Here is a 23220-nt window from a genome sequence, read left to right as displayed (position 1 = left end):
GCTTATGCATGTACATGATGCTGAATTAGTCATTTCAGCAGTCAATCCTAGTCAATATCCTCAAGATCAGCTGCCTGAGGTAGCCCTTGCAGGCCGGTCAAATGTAGGAAAATCTTCTTTTATTAATAGTTTAATTGCTCGAAAAAATTTAGCCCGTACTTCGAGTCAACCGGGGAAAACCCAGACTTTAAATTTTTATGCGATTAATCAAGCCTTTCGTTTTGTCGATGTGCCGGGTTATGGTTATGCGCGTGTTTCAAAAGATTTCAGGTTAGCTTGGTCAAAAATGATTGAGAAATATCTAAGTCAACGTGAAAATATGGAATTATTATTTTTATTAATGGATATGCGTCACGAACCCACTCGCTTAGATCGAGAAATGAAGGACTTTGCAGAAAACTTAGACTTACCCTATGCGATTGTCTTAACCAAGGCAGATAAAATTAAACCTGCTTCCTGGAATAAACATTTGTCAATGTATAAAAAAGCCTTAGAACTACCTTCAGTTGATGCTTTATTTCCATATTCAGTAACTAAAGGCTATGGTAAGGAAGAAATTTGGGATGTCATTTCATCCGTCTTACAGTTAAAAAATGAGTAAAGAATAGGGATGATTGCTTGGCTTATTTACCAGAAGAGCTGATAACTAGGGTCCGACAAGAAGTTAATATTGTTGATGTAGTAAATCAATATGTCCAACTAAAGAAACAAGGGTCGAATTACACGGCTTCTTGTCCCTTTCATGAGGATCGAAATCCGTCTTTTTCGGTGTCAGAAAGCAAGCAGATTTATAAATGCTTTTCTTGTGGTAGGGGGGGCAATGTCTTTGGTTTTATCCAAGAGATTGAAGGCTTAGATTTTGTGGCAGCTGTTCAAAAAGTAGCGGACATGGGTGGGGTCATATTAGATCAAAGCCTTTTTACTCACCATCAAAGTAAACAATCAAAGTATCAAAGCTTATATCAAATTCATGAAAAAACGGCTAGTTTTTATCATTATTATTTAACCCAAAGTCAAAAAGGTCAGGATGCATTTAACTACCTAACGGAGCGGAAAGTAAAACAAGAGACCATTGATTACTTTCAATTAGGTGCCGCGCCAGATAAATCAGAATTGTTATGGGCCTACCTAGAAAAAGAAGGCTTTAGTGAACAAGACTTATTAGCTTCAGGTATCTTTTACCAGACTGATTCTGGCCAGATTTTAGACCGGTTTCGCGGTCGGTTAATTATTCCCCTAAAAGATATGCGGGGACAAGTCGTAGCCTTTTCTGGGCGAGTTTATCAAAGTGGCGATCATTCCAATGCAAAATATTTAAATTCACCCGAGACGGCTATTTTTAACAAATCAAAATTACTCTTTAATCATGATGGGGCAAGGGCTTCGATTCGGCAAAAAAACCAAGTCTTAGTGTGTGAAGGTTATATGGATGTCATTGCCCTTCATCAAGCTGGCTTTCATGAAGTGGTTGCATCCATGGGGACATCCTTAACCCAGGATCATTTGACTCAATTAAGTAAAATGACCAATCATATTTACTTTATCTTTGATGGGGATGAAGCCGGGCAAAAAGCTACCCAACGCGCCTTCGATTTAAGTCAGAATTTATCAGAGATTCAAGTCAAAGCACTTATTTTACCAGGTGGCCAAGACCCAGATGAATTCATTCAAGCTCGGGGTCAAGGTGCTTTCCAAGACTTATTAAACCAGGCACAAACTGCTTATGACTTTGTAAAAAGGTATTTAGCCAAAAGTTTTGACCTGAGTCAGCAAGGCGACCTTTCCCTTTATATTCAAGCTTTATTAAAAGAAATTCAAAAAATCCCCATGAAGATTGAGCAAGAACTTCGACTTCGTGAGTTAGCTCAGGAATTTGATTTATCGGAAAATCTTTTAAAAGAACAATTTGAACGCTTAGATTATCAAAGAAAAAAAGAAACTACTAAGCAAGACTTGAAGCAGATAGAACAAGCGGATGCTGGTAATACAGGATCTTTAACACAAGAACTTATCTTTGATGCTTCGCCATTAAAAATTCGGTCACAGGCAGCTTTTGAAAGTGAAAAAATTTTATGCATGCTATTGATTTACTATGAAGAAGCTTGGCCCTATATTGAACGCTTAGCTAGTCCACCGATGCTTTTTCATGACTTTGCTAGAAGAGCTTTAATGGCCTTAGAAGCGTTTTATTATGAAGGTGGTCAATCTTTTCCTTTAACTGGGATTATAGATCAAATTGAGGACCGTGATTTAAATCACTTCTTCACTCAAGTTTTGTGGGACCGTGAAATAATTCCCTTCTCGCTGGCCTTGATGGATGATTGCTTGAAAGTGATTGACCGAGAATTTAAATACTTGGAAGTAAAAGAATTACAAGAAAAATTATTAGATGCACAAAAAAAGATGGATAAAAATAAAGCCAATCAGTTAATGATTCAGATGAATCATTTGCTGCGCCAACTTAAAAATTAGGAGGACCCAGATGGCTGAAGAAAATAAAAATACAAAAAATGAATTAACATTGTCTTATGATCAAGCCCGCCAACAATTGATTGCTGAGAAGAAGCTTATTGGTCAAATTCATTATGATGAACTAACTGACAAGATTGCTGGTCCTTATAAATTAGATGCTGAAGCCATGGATAAGTTAATTCAAAAAGTCGAAGATGCTGGTATCGCAGTCGTTGGCGATGACGGTGGGCCAACCAAGCAACAAATGGTGCGAGCTCAAGAAGTTAAAGTTGATACTTCAACCACAGGTAATTCTGCGACTGCTTCTAAAATAAAAGTGTCTGATCCCGTGCGGATGTATCTTAAAGAAATCGGTCGGGTTGATCTACTATCAGCTGATGCAGAAATATCTTTAGCTAAACGAATTGAAGACGGGGACGAACTAGCCAAACAAGAATTAGCTGAGGCTAACTTACGTTTGGTGGTATCGATTGCCAAGCGTTATGTCGGTCGGGGTATGTCATTCCTTGATTTAATTCAAGAAGGTAACATGGGCTTGATGAAAGCTGTTGAAAAATTTGACTACACTAAAGGATTTAAGTTTTCTACCTATGCTACTTGGTGGATTCGTCAAGCTATTACCCGGGCCATTGCTGACCAAGCACGGACGATTCGGATCCCTGTCCATATGGTTGAAACTATTAATAAATTAGTCCGGGTCCAACGGAATCTATTACAAGATTTAGGCCGGGAACCGACACCAGAAGAAATTGGGGCGGAAATGGATTTACCAACTGAAAAAGTTCGTGAAATCCTTAAAATTTCCCAAGAACCTGTATCCTTAGAAACCCCAATTGGTGAAGAGGATGATTCTCATCTAGGTGATTTTATTGAAGATGAAGGCGCCATGAGTCCTGAATCCTTTACTTCATCTTCGCTTTTAAGAGAGCAATTAGAAGATGTCTTAGATACCTTAACTGACCGAGAAGAAAATGTTCTTCGCTTACGGTTTGGATTAGATGATGGTAATATTCGAACCCTTGAACAAGTAGGCAAAGTCTTTGGGGTAACACGTGAACGGATTCGTCAAATTGAAGCCAAAGCTTTACGGAAACTTCGCCATCCAAGTCGTTCTAAACAATTAAAAGATTTCTTAGAATAATCTGAAATTAGGCTGAGGCAAATTCGCCCCAGCCTTTGTTAAATTATTAAAATATGAATGATTCTGATTTTAAAAAGACTTTGAGAGGATGAGACCATGAATTCGCAACATCTTTCTAAGCGCCTGCAACAAGTAGCTGACTATATTGTTCAACATAGTCCCAAGCCCAGACGATTATTAGATATTGGGAGTGACCATGCCTATTTATTAACTTATCTTGGCTTAGCCGGTCATATAGACTATGGTTTAGCCGGAGAAGTGGTGCCAGGACCCTTTCATTCAGCTCAACAGGAAGTAGCCAAGCAAGGCTTAAATTCATTGATTGATGTTAGATTAGGGGATGGATTCGAGGTGTTAACCCTCGAGGATAAGATTAATGCCGTATCGATTTGTGGCATGGGCGGAGCTTTAATCGCTAAGATTTTAGAACGGGGTTATCAAGGTTTAAGGCCCAATCATTATTTATTTTTACAGGCCAATGTCGGTCAAGCAACACTAAGACGATGGTTAGATCGCCACCAATATGAGATTTTGGCTGAGGCTATCATCGAAGAAGCAGGACACATTTACGAAGTGATGGTGGCTCATGATAATCCTAATTATCAAGTCGGTTCTTTAAGCGAAGAAGCCATTAATTTTGGTCCCTATTTAAGACAAGAGGCGAGTCCAGTCTTTAAAAGGTATTGGCAAGGACAAGCTCAGAAAACTGCTTATATTATTGATTCAATGAAGCAAGGGGCAAGTCAAAATCAAACTCGGATTGCTCAATTAGAAGCACATCTAGCATTAATAGAAAAGGAGTTAGCCAATGACACGCAATAAGATTTCTTATGGTAATTTACAAGCTTTCTTAAATGAATTGTATCCCCAATCTTTGGCGGAATCTTGGGATAAGGTGGGCAACCACTTTGGTCAAGCCAGTGACTCTGTTAAAAAGATATTAGTGGCCTTGGAATTAAGACCACAAGTTATTCAGGAAGCCATTGATTTAGGCATAGATACAATTGTCATGCACCATCCACCCATTTTTCATGGTATTAATCGGTTTGACTATGCTGATCCAGAGGTGGCAATGTATGCTGAATTAATCAAGCATGATATTAAAGTTTTTGCTTTGCATACCAACTTAGATGTGGCCCCGAATGGAATGAATGATTGGTTGGCCCAAGCCTTAGATTTAGAGGATATCCAAGCGGTGACTCCAGATGAAGTCAGCGGCAATCCAGGCCTAGCTCGGATGGGCCACTTTTCTCAACCATTAACCCGGACCCAGGTTTTGGCCAAAATTAAGTCCGCTTTTAAAGTGGATTCTCTGACTTATATGGAAAGCCAAGAAAAACCTGCTTATCAAAGCCTAGCCGTTATCGGTGGAGCAGGTGGCTCTGAATTAGAAGACATTAAAGCCAGTGGAGTGGATGTCTTTGTCACAGGTGATATTAGTCACCATGTGGGTCACCAAGCGCTTGATACAGGCATGCTAGTCGTGGATGCTAGTCATTATATTGAAGCTATTTTCATAGAAAAGATGACAGATATCTTAGAAAAGGCTAAAATAAAGAAGCAGTGGGCTGTGACCATCCAAGCTTCAAAGGCCAACACCAACCCATTCCAATACTTTAATTAATAGAGAGAGGTTATATTATGGATTTATTTAAAGCAACCCAAGAACGTTTAATTCGCTACGCCAAAATTAATACACGGTCTGATGAAAGTAGTGAAACAATCCCTTCAACGGCCATTCAATTTGATTTATTGAATTTATTAGTCGATGAATTAAAAGAAATTGGCATGGAAGAAGTTGAATTAAATCCGGAAAACGCCTTTGTCACTGCAACTTTACCTGCGAATACGGATAAAGATGTGCCTGCCATTGGTTTTATTGCCCATGTGGATACAGCAGATTTTAACTCTGTCAATGTTCAACCTCAAGTTCATGAAAACTACCAAGGTGGTGCCATTGTTTTAAATGAAGCTGAGAATATTGTATTAGACCCAGCTGATTTCCCTAATTTGAATGGCTATGTCGGACAAACCTTAATTACGACCGATGGTACGACATTACTAGGGGCTGACGATAAGTCAGGTATTGCTGAAATAATATCAGCCATGGAATATTTAATTCAAAACCCTGAGATTAAACATGGTAAAGTCAGAGTGGCCTTTGGGCCAGATGAAGAAATTGGTCGCGGAGCTGATCACTTTGATGCACCAGGTTTTGCGGTTGATTATGCTTATACCATGGATGGTGGTCCAGTTGGGGAATTGGAATATGAATCCTTTAATGCAGCAGCGGCTAAAGTAACCGTTAAAGGTAAAAATGTTCACCCAGGTACCGCAAAAGGGAAAATGATCAATGCCCTTAAGGTCTTGAATAAATTTATTAATCAATTCCCTGAAAATGAAGTTCCTGAAATGACCGAAGGTAAAGAAGGCTTCTTCCATATTCAATATATGAATGCGACGGAAGAAGAAGGCCAATTATCTATGATTATTCGGGACTTTGACCGTGAAAAATTTGAAGAACGGAAAGCTTTAGTGGAAAAAGCTGTTGCAACGGTCAATGCTGATTATCCAACTGATCCAATTAGTCTAAATTTATTTGACCAATACTATAATATGGCTGAAGTGATTGAAAAAGACATGACTCCGGTTGACATTGCTGAACAAGCTATGAAGGAACTAGGTATTGAACCACAAATACATGGTATTCGTGGTGGTACTGATGGGTCTAAGATTTCCTTTATGGGAATCCCTACGCCAAATATTTTTGCTGGTGGTGAAAATATGCATGGACGTTTTGAATTTGTGGCAGTTGAATCAATGATTAAAGCTACCGAAACTATTGTTAAAATTATTGAATTAAACGCTAAATAGTAAGTGGTCCAGTATCAATGAATCAATCCCAAAAATTTGGGGGTGGCCAAAAAAGCCTGCTCCTTTATTTTTGGGATTTTTTATTATTGATGACAAAATTGTTGGGTATAGAGAAATAAGAGACACCTTGAATAGACGAAAATTACTGGTCTTGATATACTTAAACTTAGGAAAAGGTGAGGTGAAATTATGGCTTTTCAAATTGTAACCGGTCAGTTAGCTAGTCAAAAAGCCAAACGTCTATTAGATAATTTTATGTCAATCAAGCAAAAAGATGCACAGGCAAAATTATATTATATTGTACCTGAGCATATTAAATTTGATGCCGAGGAATATGTATTAAGTTATCTGCAAGACTATCATCAGAGTGAGCAGGCTGCCATGCTTGATATCCAAGTCTTAAGTTTTAAACGCTTACTGTGGTATCTTGACCAAGATAAAAAGTACCAACAAAAATCAATTACAGATACAGGCTTGACGATGATTTTGCGACAAGTTGTCAGACAGCAAGCAGACCATTTGCAGGTTTTCCGTCGTCAAATTGATCGCCAGGGTTTTCTGGATAAACTGCTGCAACAGTTTAAAGAATTATATGAAGCTCAGGTCACTGCCACTGACTTGCTATTAGCCAGGTTAGACCATGATAATTCTTTAATTCAAAATCAGGAAGAAAGAGAAATTCAGGAATTAAGTGATTTATATCAATCCTTTTTAGAAGAAATTTCCCGCTTACAATTGGATGACTATGTCATTTATCAACAATTGGAAGAAATCCTTACAAAAAAGGGGGCTGAAGGCTTTAAAGATACCTATCTGATTATGGACCAACATTATCATTTAAACGCTCGTGAGAGTCATTTATTAGCCCAATTCGCCCGCTATTGTCAGAAAGTCTGGTTAACCCTGCCTTTAAGTCATCAAGAAGCCTTATCACAACAATACAATCCAGTCATTAATTTACCGCGAGCAAGCTATCGCTCAATCAAAGATTTAATCCTTAGCTTAAACATTGAGGTTTTACCTGATTGGGATATCAATGAAACTAACCTTGATACCTTGCCATCAATTATGCAGGTAGGGGCTTCATTTAAAGACATACAATTAATGCAAACAAATGGGTATCAGCCGAAACTGTCTCAAGACCATCATTTCTTTCAAGCATTTGCGAGTCAGGAAGCTGAATTAATGGCGGTGACCAATGAAATTCGTAAATTAGTAATGAAACAAGGATATCGTTATTCGGACATCTTAGTTTTAGCGCGAAATTTAGATAAGTACAGGACTTTAGCGCCTTTGTACTTTAGTTTAAATGAGATTCCCTTGTTTTTTGACCATGCTGAGACTATGGCTAAACATTCACTGGTTGATTTTTTTGAATCCCTGTTAAACTTAAAGGCATATCATTTTAAAGACCGTGATTTACTATACTTACTGAAATCACAATACTTTAAGCTTGATCTAACCTCACTAGGCATTAAGACAGATGCGGAATATGAGAATGGGGTGAATCAACTAGAAAATATTTTGATTGCAAATGGTTACTTCTCTTACCGCATGAGTCAAGAATCTTTTCAATGGCATTTTACCAATCAAGATCAAAAGATGGTAGATCCTTATGGGGTAGCCACTGACATAAGCTTAGGTGAATTGGCTGAGCTAGGACGGCAAAGTATAAACAGGCAATTGGTTGAGCCACTAAAAAGATGGTCCCAAGAAACTTTAACAGGTGGCGATGCAGTCACTTGGTTTTACCAGTTTTTAGAGATATTAAAGATAAAAGAAAGTCTTATAGAATTACGAGATGAAGCCATAGAAGAGGGGCAACTCGCAGCCTCCCGCCATTATGAGCAAGTCTGGGATTCCTTGATGGCATTATTGGAAGAATTTTACACTATTTTTAAAAATGAAAAAATATCTTTTGATTTATTTAAAGATTTATTGGTTCAAGGCTTAAAAAAGTCAAGTTTCAACATAATTCCACCAACTTTAGACCAGGTGCGGTTTACTAATATTGAGAGTCCTCAAATTCGCCAAGCCAAGATTTGTTTTGTCTTAGATTTAAATCAGGACCAACTTCCTTTAATACAAGTCCAGGAATCATTTTTAAACCGCCAACAACGTCAGGCGATGAATGACAAAATGTTGGTCTATCAGCATTTGAGCTTATTAGAAGATGATGCTTACCATCGGGAGTTCTTCTTGGCTTATCAACTCTTTTTTCGGGCAAGTGATCGGTTTTATTTTGCTTACCATCAAGACGTCAATGAAGAGAATCAAACTTGGTCACCTTTTATTAGTCAATTAATGAAGACACATCAATTTAAAGAAGGGTGGCCACCACTTGATTCTAACTCTGGTCGGGCATTAGTCTACTCAAGTCCTGCTATTCAAAAAATGAATTTTTTAGAGGGCGTAACCCGCTTAGATACAGAGAGTCAGCAAGGTCAGGCCCATGCTCAAGATTTACGGCTAAGCTTAGGGAGATTACTAAATTGGGATAGGCAGAATGGTTTGATTTGGGGTGCGATCAAAGATTTAGTCCTTAGAGCTAAGACAAATCAGTCCTTACCGGATCAGATTAAAGCGGAGACTGCAGTTGCACTTTATGGCAATCCCCTTGTTGCTTCGGTATCCCGTCTAGAAAGTTATTTCCAAGACCCTTATTCTCATTTTCTCCAATATGGACTACGCTTAAAAGAACGCGACCAGTTCTTAATGGATCCTATGGTTGCTGGAAACTACTATCATGAGATCTTAGATAGGACTCTGTCGCAATTAATTGAAGAAGAAATTCATTTGAAAGATCTGAGTCCTGACCAGCTTCAAATTTTACTTGACCATCAGCTTCAAGCCTTTAATGAAATAGAAGCTAACCAAATTTTCCAAGCTTCTGCCGTAAACCGGGCTTTACAACAATTAATGCAAGCGGACATTAGCCAGGTCTTACTAAACCACTTAGCCGTGGCCCATTTAACTGGCAATCAACCTTTACATACGGAATTGATATTTGGGCCAGGCCGTCGTCAAGATTTTAAAGGTTTAGCTTATCCTTTAGGTCACAATCAGGAAATTCGGTTAACCGGAAAAATTGACCGCATCGATACACTTTCACGCAAAGGGCAGGATTATTTAAGCGTGATTGACTACAAATCAGGTAATAAAGAGTTTAAATTACAAAATCTTTACTATGGTTTGGACCTTCAGATTGTCACCTATCTTTCAGTTGCTTTAGCAAATTATCCAAACTCTCAAGCCTTGGGGGCTTTTTACCAAAGTTTAGGTAGAAAATTTGAATCCAAGAAAATAGATCTTTTCTTACTTGATAATCCAAACCAAGCACAAAATCCCTTGGAATCACATCGTTTTTCAGGCTTTATCAGCCAAGACAGCGAAAAGCTCAGGGAGATTGAAGTTAGCCTAGAACCGGGACAGGCAAGTCAAGTCTATCCTGTTCAGGTGAAAAAAGATGGCAATTATAGCGCCAATTCGTCATATTTTGACGAGGAGACTATGAAGTTGGTCTTAACCTATAACCAGGCTTTAATTCAGGAAGCAGGGCGTAAGATTCTAGCAGGGGATATTCATCTAAGCCCTTTTAAAGAATTAAGTCATACTCCCTCTCTAACCTATCCTTATCGCTTATTGTCTGCCTTTGATGCAACAGAGCATTATGCGAGGTATCGACATATGAATGTATCAAATAAGGAAGCTTTAGGGGCAATCCAGCTTGATTTAGAGGCGATGTTAAAGGAGGAAAAGCATGACAAAGATTCCAATTAAACCAGAAAATTCTCGTTTTAATGATGAGCAATGGGAGGCGATTCACCAAGATGGGTCTAATATCCTGGTTGCTGCTTCAGCCGGATCGGGTAAAACTGCGGTTTTGATCGAACGAATTATGACGAAATTAATCTACCAGGGCTACTCGATCGAAGATTTTTTAGTGGTAACTTTTACGGAAGCAGCGGCTAGAGAAATGAAAGAAAGAATGTCGGCCCGTTTAAAAACAGCGGTAAATAAAACCTTGGATCCGGTTGAACAACAAGGCTTAACCAAACAAATTCAACTCTTGAGCCAAGCTAATATTCGTACCTTGCATTCATTTTGTTTAAGAGTTGTCGAAACATTTTATTATTTGACAGATTTTGAAGCTAATTTTCAATTGGTGACCGATGAAACCCGGCTTTTGTTACTTTATCAAGAAGCTTGGCAAAATTTAATTGAGAAGATTATGGTTCCAAACGGATCTGTCTTACCTAATTTAAGTCAAGAAGACTATTTGAAGTTAGTTAAAATTCATGGCAACAGCCGGTCTGACCAAAACTTATTTGACCGCGTCTTGACTATTTATCGTTTTGCCATGGCGCAGAAGGATCCGCAAAGTTGGTTAGACCAAGCTGACCAAACTCAAGCTCAGTCAGATAATTTTCTGGAATCTGATTTATTTAAGCAGAACTTTTTACCTGTACTAAGAGAAAATTTACAAGCTGGGCGAATGTATTTAGAAGAAGCCCTTCATTTAATTGCAGGGGGGAGCCATCCACTCATTGAACGTTATCAGCCATTGTTAGAAAATGAATTAAATCAGGTTAATCAGCTTTTAGAAGCGTTACTGGCCGACACAGCGGCTGTGGGTCTCATTAATCAAATTCAAACTTTAACGTATGATACTTGGCCTCGGGTGGTCAAGGCTGTTAGTGAAGAAAAAGACTTGGTTGATGAAGCTAAGAGCTTAAGAGAACAAGCCAAGAATCTAATCAAAAATCAGGTTCAAACGCTTTTCCCTTATCCAGTGGCTGACCAAATGAAAGTGGAAGTTATGAATCGACCTCCACTTTCCAAGTTAATGATTTTATGTCAGAATTTTATAACAGAGTTAAACGAATTGAAACAAAGTCAGAATCTGATTGACTATAATGACTTAGAACATTTAACTTTGGATATTCTAGCTCCAATAGATCCTGAGACTAAAGAAAGAAAGCCTTCCTTAGCCGCATTAACTTATCAAGCTACTTTTAAAGAAATTTTAGTCGATGAGTACCAAGATATAAATGAAATTCAAGCTGAAATTTTAGCTTGGCTGGCGCATGACTATCGCCCAGATTTAACTCATAATCAGTTTATGGTTGGCGATGTTAAGCAATCAATCTATGGCTTTCGGATGGCTGAACCCCAACTATTTTTAAATAAATACTTAAGTTATCAAGAGGTCACTAACCCAGAACAACTCGTTATTTTAAATAAAAACTATCGATCCCGTCATGATTTGCTCCAGTTTACCAACTTTATCTTTGAACGCATCATGGACCTTAATTTTGGACAAATGAATTATCAAACGGCTGAACGGTTGGTGACAGCTAACCCATCCTTTATTGAGGCAGATGAGGGAGAAATTCAATTGAAACTACTCCTAAATGTAAAAACAGACAGCGAGGAAGAAGAAGCTGAAGAGGTAGACCAAGCGGATGAAACCCTTGAATTAGGCGTTATGGATGGTCCAGTTTTTGATGCAGCAGTAGAGGCTGAAATTGCATTGGTGATTGCCGATATCAAAGCGCGCGTTCAAGTAGGGGAGTTAATATATGATAAAAGTAAAGAAATTAAGAAAGCAAACGGTCAAATAACTTATGCTAAGCGGCCAGTGACCTACAAGGATTTTGTGATTTTATCAGCTACCCGGGGACCATTTGCCGCGGCTGTGAATCAATTTCAAGAAGCTGAAATCCCATTGAAGGCACAAAAGGTAGAACACTATTTCCAACGGTTTGAGATTCAATTAGTCTTGGCTCTGCTACAAGTTATCGATAATCCATATCAAGATATACCCTTTGCTGCAATTTTAAAATCCTATTTTGTTGGTCTAACGGATGAAGACTTAGCCCAAATACGAATATATCAACCGCAGGGTTCTTTTTATGCAGCTTTTTTGCAATTAGTGCATGATGACCAGGTTAACGATGAGTCACTTAAGCATATTAAAAATAAAGGTTTATCTTTCTTAGTAAACTATAAAAATTGGGTCCATTTATCAAAAACACTGCCCTTAGAGGACTTGATTTGGACCATTTATCTTGATAGTCAATATCTAAACTATGTTGCCTTATTAACTAATGGCAAACAGAGAATGGCAAATTTACGTGCTCTAACCAGCCGCGCTCAAGATTTTTATAAACTTGGCTATAGTGGTTTAGCAAATTTCGTGTATTATATTCAACAAATTATTAAAGAAGAGAAAGATTTAGCCGAACCCTTAGTCTTAGATCAAGACGAAAATTTTGTTCGGATTATGACAGTTCATGCCTCCAAAGGTTTGGAATATCCAATCGTGTACTTACTAAATACCGGCAAACAATTTAATTTAAGTGATGGTAAAAGTCGGGTCCTATTATCTAAGCAGTATGGTATTGCAAGTGATTATTATGATTTAAATTCAATGCAACAATTTCCATCCTTGATAAAAAAAGCCTTTCAATTAGAAACCATTGAGCGGTTAAAAGCAGAAGAGATGCGGAAGCTATACGTGGCTTTAACTCGGTGCGAACAAAAATTGGTGATTGTCGGTTCGATTGCTAATGAACGTAAGTGGCAGCAAAAAATAGCTGAGATTAGGACGATGACGCCTTCAGACCAATTAGTCGCTGCCTCTGCATACCGTAGGGGGGCAAAATCGTGGTTGGACTGGATCCAGATTGCTTTGGCGGTAGCTGACAGTCAGCACGAGAATTATAGTGATGATTTTAGTTTAGACCGGTTAATGATTGAATTTAAACATCAAGAAGACCTAGTTCAAACTGGTTACGAACTTAATATGGCAGAATCAGCCCATCAGTCTTTTAATCCTTTAAGCTGGATAGATAGCCAAATAGCAAATATCGAGTCAGAACCAAGCATTATTTCCACAAATCAAAGTCAAGCCCTAGACTTTGATTATCCACATCAGCTGGCTAGTCGTACTTCATCTTATCAGTCAGTTTCTGAGTTAAAACGACTCTATGAGGAACCTGATAATTTGAGCCTCTCCTATTACCGGGACCGCCGGCCCCAAGCGTCCAAAGCAGGCCATGACCAAATCCAAGGGATTCGTTATACCCAGGATAGTTTTAAAAGTCCTAGTTTTATCGAGAGTGAAAGCACAATATCAGCGACTGAAATAGGGTCTTTGACCCACCTGTATTTACAATTACTACCATGGCAAGCCCTTGAAGTAGAGTCTGCAGACTCATCCATGCAACTTAAGTATGTAATTGATCAAATGGAAGGGGACTACCAACTAAGAAAACTACCTGACTCACAAATAGAATCCATCATGTGGTTTATCCAATCTGATTTAGCCCAGCAATTACGGATGAGACAAGAGCAGATAAAAAAAGAGCAAGCCTTCTCCTTACTCCTACCGGCTAAAAAAATGTTTGCTGGCCAATTTGATCAGTTAGATATTCAAAGTTTGGACCAAGAACAATTATTGATCCATGGGGTGGTCGATTTATATATCGAATTAGCGGATCAAATTATTCTGATTGATTATAAAACGAACCGGTTCCGTGACTTGGCTGCTTATAGTCGTCAAGAACAAATTGACCGGCTTAAGGATGGATACAAATTTCAATTTTCAATTTATAGACATGCTTTGCAACTTGCTAAGCATAAGCCGGTGACCGCGGTTTATATGGTTCTGCTAGACTTTAAAGAAATTGTAAAAATGGATGATTTTTATTCTTTTGCATAAGATGAAAAGCATTATTTAGTTATAAATTTGCTTAAAAAAGGTAGACAAGAAGGCTGTAAATAAAATACATAAAAAAAGCTGAGATATATGATGTATCTCAGCTTTTGTATTTTCTTTTAATTATTATCACTGTATGTCACAGTCTCATCATAAGCATCAAGTATTGGCACTTGGTCAACATGGACTTCGCCGAATTCATTTTTTTCAACCTTATAATCTACCCCGGTTGAATATTCACCGGAAGCATTCCATAATAAATATTCTCGAATATCGTTCATGGCTAAAGCATTAATCTGAGCTTGGACTTGCTCACTACCATATACTTGGAAGCTACCTTCTGGTTTACTGTAATCAGTAAAATCTTGGAGCCAAGGTCTTGAGGTGACTTTATTTTGAACATTTTGGAATACCATTTTTTCAGAATACATGTAATTGTCGACTACTTCATAAGGGTAAAGGTCCGGATAGTCTAAGCCGAAGAAGCCATTGCCCCAGTGCGACGGGTAAATCATTGCGGAAACAACATCGACATTTTCAGCAATTTGACCAATATTTTGTCCAATCCCACGGACATCATAGGTATCACCTGCTACCGTTGTATACCCAAAGACGTCGGCAGAGATATTCACCCCGTAAGGGGCCAAGCTTTCAGATGCCAGGTTAAGAAAATTATTAATGGCCCGAGTCCGTTCGCTGCCAGATTTGTCCGGATCATCCGATACAAAACTGGCATAATCGCCCAATTCGTATTGAAGAGTATCAGCGATTTCGAAGAAACCTTCTGGGAAACGAACATAGTCAAACTGAATATCTTTGAAGCCCATTTTGGCTGCTTCTTTTGCCACATTTATGACATAGTTTTGTACTTCAGGCATAAATGGATTAATAAAACTAGCCCCGTTGGCATCTTGCCAAACCGCATTGGTGTTTGGATCAACAAACGAAAATTCTGGATGATTTTCGGCTAGCATATTATCTTTAAATGAGGTTATCCGAGCAATTGGATAAATTTTATGAGCTTCAAATTGTTTTAAAATGGATTTGTAGTCGACACTGCTAATAGTAGAGGCTTGCACAAGAGGGTCAGTGGAATCATTGGCTGGGATAATTTGTCCGTAGTCATCTTTAAAATCAACTACGACAGTATTTAAATCCGTATTGTCAATATAATTAATAATGTAGTTAACATAGTTTGGATCACCAATTAATTCACCAGAAATATATAGACCTCTGACACCATCTTCAGGATAGGCAATATGGATGCCAGAATCATAAAAGAGACTACTTGGTAAGGCGTCCGGTTTAACCAAAAAAGGTTTGCCAGAAAGAGCGAGACCTTCGTAACGTGCGGTATCTTCCGTGATTAAACGATTCTTAAAGTCAACCACTTGGTCTTGGTCGTATTTATATGAAACCTGAGGTAAATTTACAGTTTGATTGCTTACTTCTTGGGTTTTAGACTTACAAGCTGTTAAGCTTAATATACAAACTAGTAGTAAGAATAAAATTTTGATGTAAGAATTATATTTATTTTTATTTAACATGACCACACCTCATTTCGCTTATGAATGACTTTCTTTGAGATTCGTTAAGTAGACTTTGAAGTCAATCAAATGAGCGTTGATTTTTTCAAAGTAACCTAAAACTTTTTCAAGATTCATTTGATTATTGGTCATGATGACATCAATATTATTGAAAACAGCAAAAAAGTTCTCATAATTAGTATCAGGATTTGCTATCGATTGATAAGTCTGTTTTTCTAATTCAAGATTTTTCTTATAATCGCTCGTATAAACATTTAAATCTTGTTTCATTGCTGCTACGAGTTCTACAATTTCATTGGTTTGATCCTTTGGTATATCAGACTTTTCTAGTTGGGACACCATTTCTTCATTTAATTCTTCAATTGTATCTGAAGTCTTTTGAAGTTGGTCCGATAGTTTATTGCGATTCGCCACATTAGTCATAATGGGATTATCTGATTTGTTAAACACTGACAGGTCTTGATCCCCTTGTCTTAAGGTCATCTCAAAATCAGTCTGAATCGCATTTTCCAAACGTTGAATTTCATTAAGATTGTTAGTAATAGAGTTGATGTTATCTTGGACTAGCTCTGTGGTCCGCAGGCCGCGTTCTACTGATTGGCTACAAGCAACTAAGGCTAAGCATAAGACAAGCATTAATGATCTGCGTAAAAACTTCATTGTGTCTCCTCGTCAGTCTTCTTTTATTAATAGTACATTTGCTTCAACTAGTATATAATATTATTATTGTTAATTCAAATCTGACATTTTTAAAGGTTAATACAGTGAGGTTACATAATGATTATATCGTTTTTTACACTATTCATTATTATTATAATTGATCAAATTTTTAAGGCATGGATTGTGGCCCATTTAAGTTTAGGCCAGTCCATGAGTTTTCTGCCTGGTATTATGGATTTTTATTATGTTCAAAACAAGGGGGCAGGTTGGTCCTTGTTCCAAGGGCAAATGACCTTTTTTATGTTAGCTACTCTATTAGTCTGTATCTATTTTATTTATTTAGTCTACAAACATCGAAAAGGTCCTTGGTATTTAAGGATTTCTTATGGTTTACTTTTAGGTGGGGCCTTAGGAAATTTAATTGACCGGCTTCGTTTAGGGTATGTAGTTGACATGTTTCGGACCCTATTTATTGAGTTTCCAATTTTCAATATTGCAGATGCGGCTTTGACACTGGCAGTGATTTCATTGCTGATAATCCAGTTGTTTTCAAAAGAGGAGTTAGATGTTTTATGACAGAAAAAAAAATAAAAGAAATTATTTATTTTCAGCTTGAAGACCAGTCAGGTCGCTTAGATAAGGTATTGGTTGAAGAATCTGAGCTTAGTCGTACACAAATTCAAAGCTTGATCAAGCAGGGCCTGGTCACTGTTAACGGTCAAGTAGAAAAAGCTAATTACAAGTTAAGTGGTCAAGAACTAATTGAAATGCAAGTTCCTGAAGAAGAAGTACTTGAAATTGAAGCTCAAGCAATCCCGCTGGATATAATCTATGAAGATGATGACTTGTTAGTTATTAATAAAGAGGCAGGCATGGTAGTCCATCCCTCAAAAGGACACCCTCGTGACACTCTTGTAAATGCCTTGTTTTATCATTTTGGTAATCACTTGGCAGCTGGGTCTGATTCTTACCGTCCTGGTTTAGTTCATCGGATTGATAAGGATACCTCGGGTTTGCTCGTTGTGGCTAAGAATAATGAGAGTCACCGTTATTTAAGTCAACAACTTATGGATCATACCCTAGGACGTATCTATTATTGTCTGGTAGAAGGCCAGATGGAAGTAAAACAAGGCAGTATTGAAATCCCACTAGCTCGTGATCCTAAAAATCGTTTGAAATATCACGCGGATGCCCAAGGTAAACCAGCTTGGACTGATTTTGAAGTTTTAGAAAGCTATCCCAGTGCTAGTCTAATTCAGGCCGAATTGAAAACTGGACGGACTCATCAAATTCGAGCCCATTTTGAACACATTGGTCATCCAATCATTGGTGATCCTGTCTATAATAGAGATTCTTTAAATCTATGGCCAACTGACCAAGGACAATTTCTCCATGCGGGTCAAATTCATTTTATCCATCCTAGGAGTCATGAGTTAATTGAATTTCACGCCCCTTTACCCGCATCCTTCATTAACTTACAAAATCATTTGAAAAGTCAAACACCTGCATAGGTCTTGACTTAAATTTGTGGTAAAATAAGAAGAACACGAAAGGGGAGGATCTTATGTCAGTAAATGATAAAATTCTTGATAAAATAAAGAACTTACTGACTTTAGCTGAGGATGGGAATAATGATGAGGAAAGTCAAACCGCCTTACTCATGGCCCAAAAGCTAATGCTGAAATATAAGATCTCACAAAATGATTTATCAAGCAGGGGCAAACAGGAGATTGTTATCCGGTCCTTATCAGTGTACAAACGCATTTTTTGGTGGGAAAAGGTCTTAGTGAAGATTATTGCCGATAACTTTAGAGTGATGTTTTATATTCAAAGTCATCGGCTACCCTATCAGAAAAATGTGGGCCGTAAATTAGTCTTAATGGGTTATCCTGAAGATGTTGATTTGGCCTATGAAATGTTCTATTTAGCTGAAGATGCCATGAAATTTTATGCCAGCCAGTATATTAATGGTCAAGTACGCCCTAAGACAGCCAGTCAAAAGTCTCGCCTGAGAAAGACCTATTACCAAGGTTTTTTAGATGGGCTAAAGGATAAGTTTGAAAAACAAAAAGCTGATTTAATAAAAGAAAACGAAAAATTTGCCCTGGTGATTCAAACACCACAAGAAATTAAAGATAAATTTAAAGAAGAAATCACCGGTTCTTTATCTTTTAATCAACCAGATTCCTATAAAAATAAGTCTTATTATGATGGCTATAAGCATGGAACAAGAATGAATCTAAATAATAATTATTTAGACCATGTAGGACAGACTGATGATTAAGCGGATTCTCGTTGATGGTGATGCTTGCCCAGTTTTAGTCCAGATTATTAAACTAACTGAAGAGTTTAAGTTACCCTGTATTGTTTTCGCTAGTTTTGACCATTATAGTAGTCGACCACTGCCTAAACATGTCCGCTACCAGTATCTATCACCTGGTCCGGACGTAGTTGACTTTGCGATATTTAAAGCTTCATCAGCTGAAGATTTAGTTGTGACGCAAGATTACGGTCTAGCGTCTCTTTTATTGGCTAAATGTTACGTAATGCACCAAACAGGGCAGCTTTATAGTCCTGAAAACATAGAAATACTATTAAATCAACGTCATCATCACCAGGTCCTGCGCCGGTTGCCTAAAGGCAAGAGGATATACACTAAAGTTAATTATAATTTGGACCAATTTGAAATGAAATTACGTCAATTTCTAAGGCAAGAACAAATAAAAGTAGAGTAAAAGATTTTTCATAAATAAATAATAGAAATATAGGAGAGGGGAAGATGGCAATTATAGTTATTGGTGGAATGATTGGTGCTGGAAAAACGAGCATTGCTAATTTATTAGGTGAGGCATATGGAACAGAGGTATTTTATGAAAATGTGGATGATAATGAAATCTTACCTTTATTCTATACCGCTAGTCCAGCTGAGCAGGCAGCACGTCGTTATCCTTTTCTCCTACAATTAGAATTTTTATCCAGTCGTTATAAGGATATCAAAAAAGCCTTTCGAAATCGTCGAAATATTTTAGATCGATCAATTTATGAAGATTGGTATTTCTGTAAAGTAAACCGGGATATAGGGAATATTTCAGAAACAGAGTTTAAGATTTATGAAAAATTATTAGATAATATGATGGAAGAACTCGCTGAATTACCTCAAAAAGCACCAGATCTGATGGTATACTTGCATGGTTCTTTTGAGAAAATTATGGAACGGATTGCTTCACGTGGACGTGATTTTGAACAAGATTCTGCCTTGGTTGATTATTATCACAAGTTATGGTCTGGGTATGATGAATGGATTGACCAATCCTATCATGCTTCTCAAGTCTTAAAAATTAATATAGATCAATTTGATGTCGTACATAATCCAGAGGATGCAGCGCAAGTAATTGCGATGGTTCAAGCAAAATTAGGTGAATTAGACTAGATTAACCATATGCCACAAATCAATTGAGAATAAGCTAAAAGGGAGACCCTAAGTTGATGGGGCTCCCTTTTATACATAATATTTTAATTTGAGCTGACTAAGCTAATTGTAATTGGAATACCAGAGTTATCGGTCACTGCTAGAGTTTGGTCATCGATTAAGTCATAAGTCCAACCAGCCTGGGTTAAGCGATCTTGAATTGCTTTAAAGCTATCGGCGTTCTTGATTTGCCAATTAACTTGTTTAAGTCCTTGGTCGCCGACTTGAGGGCTAGGTAAGTCTTGACCTAGCCATATATTAGCACCTAAATGGTGGTGATAGCCTTGGGAAGACATAAAGAGGGCGCCTTCATCCTGACTGGTTACATCAAAGCCCAGTAACTGGGAATAGAAGTATTGGGTATCTTCAATATTATTAACGGTTAAATGTTCATGGCCAATTTTGGTATCAGCAGTCATCCCCTCAAATGCAGGAACATCTTTGATGAGTGTTCTTAGGTCAAGAATATCATTTCCCATAATGACATTTCCTTGATCATCGTATTTCCATTGGTCTCTTGGACGGTCAGCATAAAGTTCGATCCCATTTCCCTCAGGGTCGGCTAAATAAATTGCTTCAGACACATTGTGGTCGGCATAGCCTTGAAGCGTAGCCTTACTTTCATAGAGGTGTTTTAAAATAGAAACTAAGGCTTTGCGGTCTTTAAAGAGGTAAGCAGTGTGATAAAGGCCAGTGGTAGCTTGTGTTTTTTCTTGGTTAGCTGGGTAAATCGTTAGGAGTACGGTTTGATCAGCCGTTCCCAGTTTAATGCCCTGATTATTTTCAGCATTAGACACTAAGGTCATCCCTAACATGTCTTGATAAAATTGTGATAAAGTCTCGGGGTCTAAGGCATAAAGTTCGTAAGACTGGGGGGTTAAATCTAAGTTACTGGAATTTGTTTGATTATTTTCTTGTGCTTGAACAGGTAGCCAAGTACTGGGGAATAAGGTAAATAGAGTAATAATTAAAAGAAATTTTTTCATGTGACCCTCCTTTTATGACAGCCAAATTCTAAGCTTAATTTGAATAAAAGTCAACGAGATTGCTTAGATTTTTATGTGAAAAAAAGAAAAAGTTGTTATAATTAAGCTATTAAAACGAGGGAGTGTTTATTATGGTTAAGGCATATACAGAAACCCCAGTCATTGATTACTTTCATTTAGAAAGTTCTGAGGGACACCAACTTTACATTGAAACTTGTGGCAACCCAAAAGGACAAGCAATTGTTTTTTTACATGGGGGGCCAGGTGGTTCAATTTCGGCCAAAAGTCGGCATTTTTTTAATCCGGAAAAGTACTTTATTATATTGTTTGACCAACGGGGCTGTGGGCAAAGTACCCCCTTTTTATCTTTAAAAAATAATACCCCGCAAGCCAGTGTGGCCGATATGGAACTAATCCGCCAACATTTTAATTTAGAATCTTGGATGGTCTTTGGTGGGTCATATGGGTCGACCTTGGCCTTATGGTATGCAATTGCTCATCCTAAGCGGGTTAAACACCTAATTTTAAGAGGAATTTTCTTGGGAAGGCAAGAAGACATTGATTGGCTTTATCATGGTGGCGCGGGGCAATTTTATCCTCAAGAGTTTGAGGCTTTCCAGGCAGCAGTAGGGGCAGATAAAGCCGATAAGCTAGTGAATGATTACTATCATCAAATGATACAAACTGATTCAAATATTGAAAGTTTTCGTAACCTAGCTAAAGCTTGGTCTGACTGGGAGTCTGGTTTGGTGACTTTAGTCCCCCAATTTAATCAAAGCCAGGACGTAAGCAGTGGGGATTTATCAATTGCCCTGCTTGAAGCTCATTATTTTGCTAATCACATGTTTACTGAGGATGATAATTATATTTTAAATCATGCCCAGGCTTTGGCCGAGATTCCCATAGATATCGTTCATGGCCGGTATGATGTTGACTGTCGATTAGTTGGAGCTTATCAATTGGCTCAGGCTTGTCCTAAGGCTAAATTACATATTATCGAAAAAGGAGCCCATTCTCCTTATGAACCAGCTATGTTTAATAAATTGGTTGAAATTCTAGATCAGATATAGGACTAAGTTAATAGCTAAACTTTGCTAATTTAGTTAGATTTATAATAAAATAAAAGAAGATTTATGCAAGATTAAGGAGGAATTTATATGGCAATGAAAGATTTCATGTTTTATAACCCGACTCGGATTTATTTCGGTAAAGATCAAATTAAACAAATTGACCGGTCTATCCCTAAAAATGCAAAAGTTTTAATTCTTTATGGGGGCGGTTCTGTTAAGAAATTTGGCACGTTTGATCGCGTGGTTGAAGCTTTAGGTAATCGCCAATGGGGAGAATTTGGTGGTATTGAAGCTAACCCTGTCTTTGAAACGTTACTCAAAGCCGTTGACCAAGTTAAAGCAGAGTCATACAACTATCTTCTCGCTGTGGGTGGCGGCTCTGTCATCGATGGAACTAAGTTTGTCGCAGCAGCCTCTGTATTTGAGGGGGATCCGATCGATATCTTTGGTCAAGGGGTAGGTCAAGGACTTCCAATAAAGCAAGCACTTCCATTTGGAACAGTATTAACCTTACCTGCAACAGCTTCTGAAATGAATTCTGGCTCAGTTGTGACTTTCCATGAAAAGAAAGCCAAAATTTCATTTGGTTCTTCCTTAACTTTCCCTGTTTTTTCTATTTTAGAACCTGAAATGACCTTCACTTTACCTGCTAGACAATTAGCCAATGGGGTAGCAGATGGTTTTGTCCATACTATGGAAAACTATCTAACCCTAGCTTTACATGCTGATGTCCAGGATCGTTTCTCTGAAGCAATCCTAAAAACCTTTATTGATAATGCACCTGTCTACTGTGATCCAGATCAAGCTGATTATGAAGCTGCCGCGAATATTATGTGGGCTTGTACCATGGCCCTAAATGGGGTAGCCTCTCGGGGAAATGTAGGCGATTGGGCTACTCATGCTTTGGGTCATGAAGTAACAGTATTAAATAATACTGACCATGGCCGGACGCTTACTCCTATTTTATTAGCGACCATGCATGTGCGACGGGATGGCAAACATGACAAATTAGTTCAATATGGTCGTCGGATCTGGAATATTCAAGATGAAAATGAAGAACTTGTCATTGATAAAGCAATTCAAAAAACTGCTGAATTTTTTGAATCCATTAATATGCCAACCAAATTGAGCCAGGTTGGGGTTAATGAAAGTGACATCGATTTCTTAATTACCCAATTAGAAAAACATAAGGGTCAAAAAATTGGCGAAAATGGTGTCCAAGACTTAGCAACCAGTCGATTAATCTACCAAACAGCTTTATAAATACTAAGTTAATCA

18 protein-coding genes are annotated in these 23220 nt (G+C 37.9%); 15 read left to right on the top strand and 3 right to left on the bottom strand.

Translation table 11 applies throughout. The annotated features are described in order from the left end of the window. Window positions 1-4 precede the first annotated feature (4 nt). From yihA to addA, 8 genes are all read left to right on the top strand, one after another. Entirely contained in the window at window positions 5-601 is a 597-nt protein-coding gene (gene yihA, locus G396_RS0108950; protein ID WP_028125767.1) for a ribosome biogenesis GTP-binding protein YihA/YsxC, read from the top strand. A 17-nt stretch (window positions 602-618) separates the two neighbouring features. Further along, the gene (dnaG, locus tag G396_RS0108945; RefSeq protein WP_028125766.1) at window positions 619-2472 is read left to right on the top strand and encodes a DNA primase; all 1854 of its coding nucleotides are present in this window, start codon (window positions 619-621) and stop codon (window positions 2470-2472) included. Between the two features lie 10 nt (window positions 2473-2482). After that, window positions 2483-3613 carry an RNA polymerase sigma factor RpoD gene (gene rpoD, locus G396_RS0108940; RefSeq protein ID WP_006417608.1) on the top strand — a complete coding sequence of 377 codons (1131 nt, stop codon included), beginning with the start codon at window positions 2483-2485 and terminating at the stop codon, window positions 3611-3613. Window positions 3614-3709: 96 nt separating this feature from the next. After that, on the top strand, window positions 3710-4435 hold the full coding sequence (locus tag G396_RS0108935; RefSeq protein ID WP_028125765.1) for a tRNA (adenine(22)-N(1))-methyltransferase: 726 nt from the start codon (window positions 3710-3712) through the stop codon (window positions 4433-4435). Beyond that, complete coding sequence (locus G396_RS0108930; protein WP_006417433.1) at window positions 4422-5237, top strand: Nif3-like dinuclear metal center hexameric protein; 816 nt, start codon at window positions 4422-4424, stop codon at window positions 5235-5237. Before G396_RS0108935 ends, G396_RS0108930 begins: the two co-directional genes overlap by 14 nt. Before the next feature lie 17 nt (window positions 5238-5254). Continuing rightward, a complete protein-coding gene (gene pepT / locus G396_RS0108925; protein ID WP_006417602.1) occupies window positions 5255-6487 on the top strand; it encodes a peptidase T in 1233 nt (410 codons plus the stop codon). Between the two features lie 189 nt (window positions 6488-6676). Beyond that, entirely contained in the window at window positions 6677-10267 is a 3591-nt protein-coding gene (locus tag G396_RS0108920) for a PD-(D/E)XK nuclease family protein (protein ID WP_028125764.1), read from the top strand. Further along, a complete protein-coding gene (addA, locus tag G396_RS0108915; RefSeq protein ID WP_028125763.1) occupies window positions 10248-14213 on the top strand; it encodes a helicase-exonuclease AddAB subunit AddA in 3966 nt (1321 codons plus the stop codon). The genes G396_RS0108920 and addA overlap by 20 nt, the downstream gene beginning before the upstream one ends. A 116-nt stretch (window positions 14214-14329) precedes the next feature. Here the strand turns inward: addA and G396_RS0108910 are convergent, their stop codons facing one another. Both G396_RS0108910 and G396_RS0108905 read right to left on the bottom strand, forming a co-directional pair. After that, window positions 14330-15757, bottom strand: a complete 1428-nt coding sequence (locus tag G396_RS0108910) for a putative glycoside hydrolase (protein WP_028125762.1) — start codon at window positions 15755-15757, stop codon at window positions 14330-14332. Window positions 15758-15775: 18 nt separating this feature from the next. Then, complete coding sequence (locus G396_RS0108905; protein ID WP_028125761.1) at window positions 15776-16417, bottom strand: YkyA family protein; 642 nt, start codon at window positions 16415-16417, stop codon at window positions 15776-15778. 117 nt (window positions 16418-16534) lie between these two features. Here G396_RS0108905 and lspA point away from each other — a divergent pair, with 117 nt between their 5' ends. The 5 genes from lspA to G396_RS0108880 are packed head-to-tail and all read left to right on the top strand — an operon-like array spanning window position 16535 to window position 19847. Continuing rightward, the gene (gene lspA / locus G396_RS0108900) at window positions 16535-16993 is read left to right on the top strand and encodes a signal peptidase II (protein WP_028125760.1); all 459 of its coding nucleotides are present in this window, start codon (window positions 16535-16537) and stop codon (window positions 16991-16993) included. Next, window positions 16990-17928 carry an RluA family pseudouridine synthase gene (locus tag G396_RS0108895; protein ID WP_034907979.1) on the top strand — a complete coding sequence of 313 codons (939 nt, stop codon included), beginning with the start codon at window positions 16990-16992 and terminating at the stop codon, window positions 17926-17928. The genes lspA and G396_RS0108895 overlap by 4 nt, the downstream gene beginning before the upstream one ends. 53 nt (window positions 17929-17981) lie before the next feature. Further along, entirely contained in the window at window positions 17982-18701 is a 720-nt protein-coding gene (locus G396_RS0108890; protein WP_028125758.1) for a DUF2786 domain-containing protein, read from the top strand. Beyond that, on the top strand, window positions 18694-19152 hold the full coding sequence (locus tag G396_RS0108885; RefSeq protein WP_034907976.1) for a DUF188 domain-containing protein: 459 nt from the start codon (window positions 18694-18696) through the stop codon (window positions 19150-19152). The genes G396_RS0108890 and G396_RS0108885 overlap by 8 nt, the downstream gene beginning before the upstream one ends. A 44-nt stretch (window positions 19153-19196) precedes the next feature. Continuing rightward, window positions 19197-19847 (top strand): deoxynucleoside kinase, encoded by a 651-nt coding sequence (locus G396_RS0108880; RefSeq protein ID WP_028125756.1) that lies wholly within the window; start codon window positions 19197-19199, stop codon window positions 19845-19847. A gap of 83 nt (window positions 19848-19930) precedes the next feature. On the opposite strand, the gene G396_RS10695 is transcribed toward G396_RS0108880, so the two are convergent. Beyond that, on the bottom strand, window positions 19931-20872 hold the full coding sequence (locus G396_RS10695) for a VOC family protein (RefSeq protein ID WP_051221271.1): 942 nt from the start codon (window positions 20870-20872) through the stop codon (window positions 19931-19933). A gap of 131 nt (window positions 20873-21003) precedes the next feature. On the opposite strand from G396_RS10695, the gene pip reads away from it, so the two are divergent. Both pip and G396_RS0108865 read left to right on the top strand, forming a co-directional pair. After that, the gene (pip, locus tag G396_RS0108870) at window positions 21004-21942 is read left to right on the top strand and encodes a prolyl aminopeptidase (RefSeq protein ID WP_034907974.1); all 939 of its coding nucleotides are present in this window, start codon (window positions 21004-21006) and stop codon (window positions 21940-21942) included. Between the two features lie 87 nt (window positions 21943-22029). Further along, the gene (locus G396_RS0108865; protein WP_006417547.1) at window positions 22030-23205 is read left to right on the top strand and encodes an iron-containing alcohol dehydrogenase; all 1176 of its coding nucleotides are present in this window, start codon (window positions 22030-22032) and stop codon (window positions 23203-23205) included. Window positions 23206-23220: the final 15 nt, after the last annotated feature.

This window comes from Eremococcus coleocola DSM 15696 (assembly GCF_000428865.1).
In the GTDB taxonomy this organism is placed as follows: Bacteria; Bacillota; Bacilli; order Lactobacillales; family Aerococcaceae; genus Eremococcus; species Eremococcus coleocola.
Note: the sequence above shows the minus strand (reverse complement) of the source record. Positions and strands in the feature narration are given on the sequence as shown.

Coding starts and splice junctions, on each gene's coding strand:
- G396_RS0108905 (WP_028125761.1), bottom strand. CDS start 16,417: ATGAAGTTTTTACGCAGATCATTAATGCTTGTCTTATGCTTAGCCTTA.
- pip (WP_034907974.1), top strand. CDS start 21,004: ATGGTTAAGGCATATACAGAAACCCCAGTCATTGATTACTTTCATTTA.
- G396_RS10695 (WP_051221271.1), bottom strand. CDS start 20,872: ATGAAAAAATTTCTTTTAATTATTACTCTATTTACCTTATTCCCCAGT.
- G396_RS0108910 (WP_028125762.1), bottom strand. CDS start 15,757: ATGTTAAATAAAAATAAATATAATTCTTACATCAAAATTTTATTCTTA.
- G396_RS0108935 (WP_028125765.1), top strand. CDS start 3,710: ATGAATTCGCAACATCTTTCTAAGCGCCTGCAACAAGTAGCTGACTAT.
- G396_RS0108895 (WP_034907979.1), top strand. CDS start 16,990: ATGACAGAAAAAAAAATAAAAGAAATTATTTATTTTCAGCTTGAAGAC.
- G396_RS0108880 (WP_028125756.1), top strand. CDS start 19,197: ATGGCAATTATAGTTATTGGTGGAATGATTGGTGCTGGAAAAACGAGC.
- G396_RS0108890 (WP_028125758.1), top strand. CDS start 17,982: ATGTCAGTAAATGATAAAATTCTTGATAAAATAAAGAACTTACTGACT.
- G396_RS0108930 (WP_006417433.1), top strand. CDS start 4,422: ATGACACGCAATAAGATTTCTTATGGTAATTTACAAGCTTTCTTAAAT.
- lspA (WP_028125760.1), top strand. CDS start 16,535: ATGATTATATCGTTTTTTACACTATTCATTATTATTATAATTGATCAA.
- pepT (WP_006417602.1), top strand. CDS start 5,255: ATGGATTTATTTAAAGCAACCCAAGAACGTTTAATTCGCTACGCCAAA.
- rpoD (WP_006417608.1), top strand. CDS start 2,483: ATGGCTGAAGAAAATAAAAATACAAAAAATGAATTAACATTGTCTTAT.
- yihA (WP_028125767.1), top strand. CDS start 5: ATGCATGTACATGATGCTGAATTAGTCATTTCAGCAGTCAATCCTAGT.
- G396_RS0108920 (WP_028125764.1), top strand. CDS start 6,677: ATGGCTTTTCAAATTGTAACCGGTCAGTTAGCTAGTCAAAAAGCCAAA.
- G396_RS0108865 (WP_006417547.1), top strand. CDS start 22,030: ATGGCAATGAAAGATTTCATGTTTTATAACCCGACTCGGATTTATTTC.
- G396_RS0108885 (WP_034907976.1), top strand. CDS start 18,694: ATGATTAAGCGGATTCTCGTTGATGGTGATGCTTGCCCAGTTTTAGTC.
- addA (WP_028125763.1), top strand. CDS start 10,248: ATGACAAAGATTCCAATTAAACCAGAAAATTCTCGTTTTAATGATGAG.